Source organism: Blautia sp. ZXY-1-B12 (assembly GCF_056339915.1).
In genome coordinates, this window is the sequence record NZ_JBWJVP010000230.1 from 20874 (window position 1) to 27869 (window position 6996).

Genomic DNA, 6996 nt, shown 5'->3' on the forward strand with positions numbered 1-6996 from the left:
AGGATCGCTATAGTGAACCGGAAGACGTTAAGGAGGTATTTTCAGTAAAGGTGTCAATATGATTATAAAGTATAAATGATTTTTGCTAAATAGTATTGACAAAATGATATTATACATCATATAATATCGTTAACAAAACAATATTGATGTTCTGTATAGTATGTGAACAGGATGGAATCAATGTATCAGATGTGAAATGGCGTTTACCTTTGGTATAGTCTGGAGCATTTTTCAGACATGCTCTAAGGTTGGATTGCAGAGATGATGCTGTCTGTACAGAACATAATTGAAACGAGGGAGTGAGCATATGGTTTTTAATACGGGTGCTGCGCTTCTGGATGCGGTTGTTCTGGCGGTTGTTTCTAAGGAGAAGGAAGGGACTTACGGGTATAAGATCACGCAGGATGTGCGTGGAGTTCTGGATGTTTCGGAGTCTACTTTGTATCCGGTGCTCAGGAGGCTGCAGAAGGATGATTGTCTGGAGGTTTACGATATGGCGTATGCAGGACGTAACCGGCGTTATTATAAGCTGACGGACAGAGGTGCTGCGCAGCTGGAGTTTTATAAAGCTGAATGGAAAATTTATGCATCCAAGATAAGCGGGATGTTTGAGGGAGGAATAGGATGATGGACAGGGCGCAGTTTATGCAGGAGCTGGAGAAGCTGCTTGCTGATATTTCCGAGACAGAGAGGCAGGATGCCCTTGATTTTTATAATAGTTATTTCGATGATGCAGGAGCTGAGAATGAAGCTTCGGTGCTCAGGGAACTTGGAAGTCCAGAGAAGGTTGCAGCGATCATCAAGGCGGATCTGAAAGGTTCGGCAGGAGGCTATGAGTATGGAGAATATACGGAGCATGGCTATGAGGATGCCCGGACTAAAGAGAGAGGACAGATGCCTGAGAAATATGGAGAAGAGTCGGGAACAGGGAAGCGTTTTTTCAGAAAGGGGAATCAGGCGGTGCTGATCCTTGCGGTGATCCTGCTGGTTTTTATTTCTCCTTTTGTTAAGGGGGCTGTTGGTGGGATTCTGACATTTGTAGTTGGAATCTTACTGCTTCCGTTCTGGCTGATCGTTGGATTGGGCATAGGTGCTATGGCTTTACTGGTTGGCGGAATTGCAGCTGTTGTGGCTGGAGCAGGGCTTTTGGCTGTAATGACCGGAACCGGGATCCTGACCATAGGAATTGGATGTCTGATGATTGCTATGGCAATCCTTATGATATTAGGACTGATCAGCATCGCAGTACACATTGTGCCGAAATGGTTTCGGAAGATTACCGACTTTTTTAACAGGTTGCTTTACAGAAAAAGAAAGGAGGAGGTTAAATGAAGAAGTTTACAAAAGGAATGTTGATCGCAGCGGGGATTTTTGGTGCTGTGGGAATCGGGCTGACAGCTGCCGGTGGTGTTATGGGAGCCAGTATGTCGGAACTGACAGGGGTGAAAAGCCTGAAAAGGGTGCTTCTGGTGGCAGACGGGGATTATGATTATGATGACAGCGATGATTATGATGACGATGATGATTATGACGATGATGATTATGACGATTATGATTATGATGACAGCGATGACTATGACAGCGATGATTATGACGACAGCGACGACTGTGACGACAGTGAGGATTATGCCCGCGCTGTTGATGAGAATGAGGAAGATGGCACTGTATATCAGTTGAAGTATCAGCCCACAAAGCTGGATATAGAGTTGAAGTACGATGAGCTGATTCTGGAAGAGGGTGACAGTTTCTGTGTCAGAGTTTATGATGACAGTGGGAAGAATGTGACAGTGAAGGAGAGTTCGGATACTCTTAAGGTCAGAAGCACGAAAAAACTGTCTAAAACCAGAAAGGTGCATATTTCCTATCCGGAAGATGTTAAGCTTCAGGAGCTGGAGATTGAGATGGGTGCAGGTACTGTTTATCTGAACAGAGATATTGAGACAGAGAAGCTGAGTGTGGAGATGGGAGCCGGGGAATTTGAAAGTAAGAATCCGGTGACTGCAAGGGAGGCAGATCTGGAAATCGGAACCGGAAGTATGACATTTGCAGATCTGAGCGCCAGGAAGACAGATGGAGAATGTGGTCTGGGTGAACTGGATCTGACACTGACCGGTACGCAGGAGGATTATAATTATGATCTGGAATGTGGAGTGGGAAATCTGGATGTAGGTTCTGATTCCTACAGTGGACTTGGACGGGAGAAAACCATTTCCAATAAAGGTGCAGACAGGAAACTGGATCTGGAGTGCGGTATGGGAAATATATCAGTAGATTTCTCCGGGAAAGAGCACAGAGATTTGCAGATATCCTGAAGAGTATATACTCTGACGTGCAGAAATAAAAGTAGTATTTAACCGAATCAGGAAGTCATTCGGTGTAGAGTAGGTAGCGAAGCGGATGATTTTATCTGCTCGACTAATCTGGGTTTAAGGAGGAAATGGAACATGGGTGACAAACGTTTATACAAATCATCAGAAAACAGTATGCTTTGCGGTGTATGTGGAGGAATCGCAGAATATTTTGATATTGACCCTACGCTGGTGCGTCTGGCATGGGTGATCCTTACCTGCTTTGGCGGTGCGGGAATCTGGGCATATATCATTGCGGCAATTATTATTCCCAAAAGATAACAGAATCTCAGGATCCAATCTGTAATGGACAGAAGTTTAACCGAATCAGGCAGGCAGCGAAGCGGATTGCGAATATCCGTTTGAATGAAATACAGTATAAAAATTAAGAAAACAGCCCATACTCCAAAGAAAAGGAGTGTGGGCTGTTTTGGATAAAGAGAAGGAAATAAAAGCTTATCTTGATGGAGAATTATTGCCGGAGGTCAGAATGAAGTATGAAATTGCAGAGGAAATGGGACTGCTGGACAGGGTATTGAGTGATGGATGGAAAAGTCTGTCTGCGAAAGAGACCGGACGGATCGGAGGGTTGATGACGAAACGAAAAAAAGAGAAACTGAAAAAATAAATAATATGGAATAAGCTTGTTCTCCGGACGATGATGCTGTAAAATTAAGAACAGGTATTAGAGCGTGTTTGAAAAATCATTCCCACAATCTGCACGCCCCATTTTGCGGTATATTTTGCCCGAATTCGGTTGTCGTAGCCCGCTATGACGCCCTTATTCGAACAAAATCTCCTACAAATTGTGACGCACATCTTGCAGAAAGCCTTTTTCAGACACGCTCTGGAGTAGCGAAGAAATATGGGAGGACAATAAAATGAAGTTAGGTATTCTGGGAGCAGGAGGCATTGCTTCTACTATGGCGAAAACAGTGGCAGGAATGAAAGATGTGGAGGCGTATGCGGTTGCTGCCCGTGATCTGGAACGTGCCCGGGTATTTGCACAGAAATATGAAGTAAAAAAAGCATATGGATCCTGATGAGGAAATGCTGGCAGATGATGAGGTTGAACTGGTTTATATCGCAACTCCTCATTCACACCATTATCTGCATGCAAAGATGTGTCTGGAAGCGGGAAAGCATGTGCTTTGTGAAAAGGCATTTACTGTAAATGTAGAGCAGGCACAGAAATTATTTGATCTTGCAAAAGAGAAAAAGCTTCTGATCACAGAAGCAATCTGGACGAGATATATGCCGTCCAGAAAGTTGATCAACGATATTATTGAAAGTGGTGTGATCGGCGAAGTTACCGCAGTTACGGCGAATCTCAGCTATACAGTAAGTCATGTGGAACGTATCCGTAAACCGGAGCTTGCAGGAGGTGCTCTTCTGGATGTAGGCGTATATCCAATCAATTTTGCCTCCATGGTGCTTGGCGATAAGGTAAAGGATGTAAAGGCTACTGCAATCTTTCAGAATGGAGTGGATATTCTGGATAGCATTGCCATGGTGTTTGAGGGAGACCGCATGGCAACCCTTCAGTGTGGAGCAAGAGAAATCTCAGACAGAATGGGAAGTATTTTCGGAACCAGAGGATATATGCAGGTGCAGAATATCAATAATCCGGAAAAGATTACAGTGTTTGATACCGAACATAAAGAAGTGGCTTCTTATGTTGTGCCGGAACAAATCTCAGGATATGAATATGAGGTAGAATCCTGCATGAAAGCAATCCAGGAAGGAAAACTGGAGTGTCCGGAAATGCCTCATGCGGAAACAATAAGGATTATGAAAATCATGGATGACATCCGTAAATCCTGGAATTATGAGATTCCCTGTATCGAATAAAAAGTGTGGAATAATCTTATAAAAAAGACCAGTAATGTTTTTGACATATACCCGAAACATTACTGGCTTTTCTGATATTCATGACCATTAGATTACATATCATTTCGTAATTACAGAAACATTTCCGTCCAGTGGTATATTAATTAGGTAAATTGATACTTTTATATTTTATTATCTGGAGGAGAAGAATGAAAAGTAATTACAAAATTTTTACAGCAGTTTTTTTATCGGCAATTATGACAGCAGCAGCTCCGTTAACAGTATGTGGGGCGGAAGTTTTTTCGGCGGGAGAATCTTTCAGTGATGGAACGGGGAGTATTCCTGCCATATTGACAGATATGGTTCTGCCGGATGGAGAGATTGGAACGGAATATCAGGTACAGCTTGAAGCTGATACAGATGTGAACTGGAGTCTGGAGGAGGGAAGCGAGCTTCCGGCGGGACTTACGTTGTCTTCCGGGGGAGTGATCAGCGGAACACCGCAGGAGGAAGGGAGTTTCAGCTTTACTGTACAGGCGGACAATGGTATTGGAGTTTCTTCACAGGAACTGAGCCTTTATGTTGCACAGCGTGAGCAGGAACCTGTTATAAAGCAGTATGAGCTGACATCAGGTACTGCTTTGATCGATCTGGGAATTCATGCAGAGGGAGAACAGTCACGTAAGCGGTTATTTCTTTATAATGCAGGAACAGATTCGCTTCATCTCTCTGATTTTCCGCAGAGCAGATATTTTGATTTTTCCTACGCACCGATTTTCGATACAAATACGGATGAAGAAATGCAGCCCGGAAGTTGTGCGGCTGTGGACATTGATGATAAGAAGGATCTGCCTGCCGGAAATTATGAAGAGACAGTGACATTTGAGACAAAAGAGGGTGCTTCCTGTAAGGTTACTCTGAAAGTAATTGTGGGAGCTTCCTCTGAAAAAGATTATGAGCTGAGTATAGAAACAGGTACAGAAGAAGAATTTACAGAAAGCGATTTCTATGACCCGGAATTTCGTGTGGAGAAGTATGTAGTGGTCAGAAATTCAGGAAAAAAGGAAACCAGAATACGGATAGATACTTCTGGTCTTAAGAATTTTGAAGTGGATGATCAGATGGCAAAGTGGACAGAAGATTATGAGGAACAGGATTCCAAAAAGCTGCTGAAACCGGGAGAAACACTTTATTTTTATATATTGCCGAAGCAGGAATACGGAATTTATGATGAATCGTTTGCATTTCTCGCAGATGACGGAAGCAGATATCCTCTTCATGTTACAATGAACAGAGAGAAGAATCCGACAGAAAAGAAGCAGCTGGAAATTACTGAAAAGTCTGCCGGGGGTTTTCCGACAATGCAGTGGGGCTATAAGACACTTCCGGAAGCAAAGACATATATTCTGAAAAATGTTACTGATACAGATATGAAGCTGTCTTTTAACCGTAGTAAAGAATGTAGTGTGTTATTATCTGGAAATGCTTATCTGGCACCTGGGGAGAGCACAGAACTGAGACTCTGGCCCAAACTGGGGCTTTCGGTGGGAAAATATAGTTTTCAGGTGACTGTGACTGCGAAAACAGTGGCAGGAGAACACCTGACAACGCAGAATCTGTATAATTCTTTTATTGTAGGAGACCGGACTTATCAGGGACTGGCAGATGCTGTTGCGCCTGTGACCGGAATTACCAATGGTGCAGAAAAAACTGCTGATGCTTTGCATCTGCCGAATTCGCTGGAAGTCTATGGCGCCGAGGTGAATGGAGAGAAAACAACATTTTCTGCGTCTGTGAAGTGGGATGTGGAGAATTGTGCTTATGATCCGAAAAGCAAGGCAGCTCAAAGTTTTCTGGTCAACGGATCTCTGGAACTGAATGAGGATGAAAATAATGAAGGGCTGGACACTGCCGTACAGATAATGGTACAGGTGGATGCTTATCAGACATTAAACAGACCAGTTATTGATACGCGGTGGACCAGAGTGATCACAAATTATGCAATGCTTTATCTGAGAGATCTTTCCAATGAAGCGGACGGCTATCAGTTTGTGACAGCGAAATCTCAGAAGGATCTGAAAAAGGGGAATTATACTGCGCAGACAAAAATTACAAATTCTGAACTGAATCAATATCCTGAGCTGAAGTATATTCCGGAGGGAACACATAGTCTTTATTGCAGGGCATATAAAGAGAACAGCAGCCATGTTATGGAATATGGGGAATGGTCAGACGGGGTTCCGGTTACGGTAAAGGCAAAGACTCCGGACGCACCTGTGGTTCAGAAGGTGCAGGTGAAGAAAAATGATGTCAGAATAGTACTTAACAGCAAGGGTGAGGAACCGGACGGTTACGATGTTGTTGCTGCCAGAAGTAAGAACGGAAAAGAACCATCGGATTATATAAAGGTAAAGAGTGGGTATTCCGGAAGCAGTAAAGAGCTTATCTTACGGGGCGTACCGGCAGGAACGTGGTATATTGGCGTACATGCTTATAAATATCTGAATGGGAGCAATACCAAAGTGCTCAGTAAATGGGCAGAGGTCAGGAAGGTAACTGTAAAAACAAGCCTTGTAACAGGAAAACCTGCTGTTAAATCAGCTAAGGTTTCCAGACAGGGAACAAAAAGAAACGTGGCGGTGACGTTTACTGTTCCAAAGTCCTGTGATGGAACAGACTGGGTACTGGCAAAGAAAGTTTCCAAATCTGATAATGGCAGCTATACTGGTGTAAGCAGTTATGCTTACACAAAGAAAAATCAGACAAAAACCACGGTGGTCTTTAAAAATGTGAAGCCCGGAGTCTACTACCTTGCAGG

7 protein-coding genes and 2 pseudogenes are annotated in these 6996 nt (G+C 43.5%); 8 read left to right on the forward strand and 1 reads right to left on the reverse strand.

The genetic code is table 11. The features are described from left to right. Window positions 1–307 precede the first annotated feature (307 nt). The 5 genes from AC075L_RS16025 to AC075L_RS16045 all read left to right on the forward strand — a co-directional run bounded on the left by AC075L_RS16025 (window position 308) and on the right by AC075L_RS16045 (window position 2976). Window positions 308–628 (forward strand): PadR family transcriptional regulator, encoded by a 321-nt coding sequence (locus tag AC075L_RS16025; protein ID WP_020993548.1) that lies wholly within the window; start codon window positions 308–310, stop codon window positions 626–628. Next, window positions 625–1332, forward strand: a complete 708-nt coding sequence (locus AC075L_RS16030; protein WP_227194253.1) for a DUF1700 domain-containing protein — start codon at window positions 625–627, stop codon at window positions 1330–1332. Before AC075L_RS16025 ends, AC075L_RS16030 begins: the two co-directional genes overlap by 4 nt. Next, window positions 1329–2312 (forward strand): DUF4097 family beta strand repeat-containing protein, encoded by a 984-nt coding sequence (locus AC075L_RS16035; RefSeq protein WP_227194255.1) that lies wholly within the window; start codon window positions 1329–1331, stop codon window positions 2310–2312. The genes AC075L_RS16030 and AC075L_RS16035 overlap by 4 nt, the downstream gene beginning before the upstream one ends. A 132-nt stretch (window positions 2313–2444) precedes the next feature. Next, a complete protein-coding gene (locus AC075L_RS16040; protein ID WP_008706626.1) occupies window positions 2445–2630 on the forward strand; it encodes a PspC domain-containing protein in 186 nt (61 codons plus the stop codon). Between the two features lie 148 nt (window positions 2631–2778). Beyond that, complete coding sequence (locus AC075L_RS16045; RefSeq protein WP_022380942.1) at window positions 2779–2976, forward strand: alpha/beta-type small acid-soluble spore protein; 198 nt, start codon at window positions 2779–2781, stop codon at window positions 2974–2976. A gap of 44 nt (window positions 2977–3020) precedes the next feature. Here the strand turns inward: AC075L_RS16045 and AC075L_RS16050 are convergent, their stop codons facing one another. After that, the gene (locus AC075L_RS16050) at window positions 3021–3155 is read right to left on the reverse strand and encodes a DUF6783 domain-containing protein (protein WP_320055372.1); all 135 of its coding nucleotides are present in this window, start codon (window positions 3153–3155) and stop codon (window positions 3021–3023) included. On the opposite strand from AC075L_RS16050, the pseudogene AC075L_RS16055 reads away from it, so the two are divergent. From AC075L_RS16055 to AC075L_RS16065, 3 genes and pseudogenes are all read left to right on the forward strand, one after another. Then, window positions 3105–3233, forward strand: a pseudogene (locus AC075L_RS16055) (DUF6783 domain-containing protein); the annotation flags it as partial. The gene AC075L_RS16050 and the pseudogene AC075L_RS16055 overlap by 51 nt on opposite strands. Next, window positions 3230–4199: pseudogene (locus AC075L_RS16060) on the forward strand (Gfo/Idh/MocA family protein). The pseudogenes AC075L_RS16055 and AC075L_RS16060, both read left to right, overlap by 4 nt. Before the next feature lie 188 nt (window positions 4200–4387). Next, window positions 4388–6996: Ig domain-containing protein (locus AC075L_RS16065; protein WP_476387901.1), on the forward strand; the 2609-nt coding region annotated here is incomplete at its 3' end.